Source organism: Phyllobacterium sp. (genome assembly GCF_037994425.1).
In the GTDB taxonomy this organism is placed as follows: domain Bacteria; phylum Pseudomonadota; class Alphaproteobacteria; order Rhizobiales; family Rhizobiaceae; genus Phyllobacterium.
Genome location: NZ_JBBNAM010000338.1, coordinates 1 through 1974 on the forward strand (window position 1 = coordinate 1; position 1974 = coordinate 1974).

3 protein-coding genes are annotated in these 1974 nt (G+C 55.1%); all 3 read left to right on the forward strand.

Annotation, left to right across the window (positions count from 1 at the left end):
- Positions 1–99 precede the first annotated feature (99 nt).
- A complete protein-coding gene (locus AAAB35_RS22120) occupies positions 100–324 on the forward strand; it encodes a hypothetical protein (protein ID WP_340670425.1) in 225 nt (74 codons plus the stop codon).
- Positions 325–670: 346 nt separating this feature from the next.
- Entirely contained in the window at positions 671–1339 is a 669-nt protein-coding gene (locus tag AAAB35_RS22125; protein ID WP_340670426.1) for a GntR family transcriptional regulator, read from the forward strand.
- 69 nt (positions 1340–1408) lie between these two features.
- Positions 1409–1974 (forward strand): FCD domain-containing protein (locus tag AAAB35_RS22130; RefSeq protein ID WP_340670427.1); only part of this gene is annotated, 566 nt, incomplete at its 3' end.

A 1974-nucleotide genomic window follows, 5' to 3' on the forward strand; every position in this document is an offset into this window, starting at 1 on the left:
CCAGCTTATTGGATACCTGCGTTCTGGGTTCCCGCACTCCTCGTAACGCATTATATCGTTTTTCTCTTGCTCGGTAGGCGTTGGACGGGGCCGATGTAAGTGGTCCGTGTCGCCCATTATGCCGCCAGGCCATCAGGTCGGTTCCACCGTAACAGGCTTGGCTCATGGCTTCGCACTCTCGTGGTGGTTCCGGAACGCGATCTTGCCGTCGGTGCCAAGGCCTACAATGTGGAAGACCTCCTTGCCAATATCGATGCGGATCGAGGCGAAGGTCCTTGGTCGTATCCATGGCCGCTTTTCCGGGTTGGTGAGGGTGCCAACTAATCCTTTCCCAGACTACCACCACGGGAGGAGCAGCCGGTCCATCCCATTAGCGGTCATCGCAGCTGCCCAGCCACCCGGCTGAACTGGGCGAGTTGGCTGCGCCTGCGATTCGGCCGGGATTTACGGTGCGAGCGTGCTAGCCCCTGTGGTTGGCTGTTGCGGCAACCGACGTTGAAGCTACCACGATCGGGTCTCGCCGGCCTGGCGAGCTTAAGGCAGTCATAGCCTTACGCCGTTTGGCATAATCATCTGAGGAAAATGCGTATGCCACAGAAGAAAATGCGTTCTTGATCTGACCTTAAAAAACACGATATATCCGATGATATGCGAAACATCAGAGAAAAACATGCTGCAGGCAATCAAGAATGAGACCATTGCGGAAAGCAGCTATCGGCGCATTCGTTCCGATATCATTTTCGGCCGCCTCGCTCCGAGACAAAAGCTAAAGCTGGAAAGTTTGCGAGAGGCATATGAGACCAGCATTAGCACATTGCGGGAAGTCTTGAATCGGCTTTCCTCCGAGGGTCTGGTCGTCGCTGAGGGGCAGAAAGGATTCGCGGTTTCTCCGGTGTCAGTTGCCGATCTTCAAGAGACGGCCGCCCTCAGGCTCCTCCTGGAAACCCATGCTTTGGAGCAGTCTTTCGCGCACGGGGATGTCGAATGGGAGGCCCCCTTGGTTTCTGCCCACTACAAGTTGGCGCGGATGGAGCAACTGATGGAAACCGGCGACACCAGCCGCGCCGAAGACTGGAAGCGCTATGATTGGGAATTTCACCAAGCCCTGATATCGGCCTGCGGATCCAAACTCCTCATGGAAACGCACTCCGTGATATTCGACCGATATCTGCGGTATCAGATGGTCGCGCTATCTTATCGGGGCGCGGTGGCGGCGAAAGAACATCAACAACTCTTGGATGCGGCGCTGCGACGTGACGCAGAAACGGCAAAACGTGTTCTCGCACTGCACATTCATGGAGGAGTTGAACATGCATTGGCACGAGGAACGCTGAAATAGAATTGGTCGGTATTTGCCTCCAAGCCTTTTTTTGCCTTCATGCAGCATATTGAAAAGTCAAGGAAAACCATGCTCAAGCAGATCCAGGATTCAGCAGAAACCGTAAGTGACGTCGTATTCCGGCAGATGCGTCAGGACATCATTTCCGGAAATTTGCGGCCAGGAACCAAGATCAAGCTTGAGCAGGCAAAAGATCGTTACTCCATCGGGGTTTCCTCGCTGCGGGAAATCTTGAGCCGCCTGACCGCGGAAAACCTCGTTGTCGCCGAAGGCCAGCGCGGCTTTGAAGTAAGTCCCGCATCGCAACGCGAACTCTTTGAACTCGCAGATCTTCGGATTGTTCTCGAAACCCATGCGATAGGTCTGGCATTCGCTGCGGGCAATCTAGAATGGGAAGGGCGCATTGTGGCTGCACACCACCGGCTTGCAGCCGTTGAACGCAAGCTTCTCGCCGGCGACGCGTCTCGTACCGTCGATTGGGTGCGCTATGACTGGGAGTTTCATCAGGCGATTGTCTCTGCCTGCAATTCGGTAACACTCATGACGACATTGTCATCAGTGTTCGACCGCTTTCTTCGGTACCACATGCTGGCCGAGAGCTTCCGTGGGAAGCAGGTCGTTGAAGACCACAAGCT

Excerpts from the sequence above, each read along its gene's own strand:
- AAAB35_RS22125 (WP_340670426.1), top strand. The coding sequence starts at position 671 with ATGCTGCAGGCAATCAAGAATGAGACCATTGCGGAAAGCAGCTATCGG.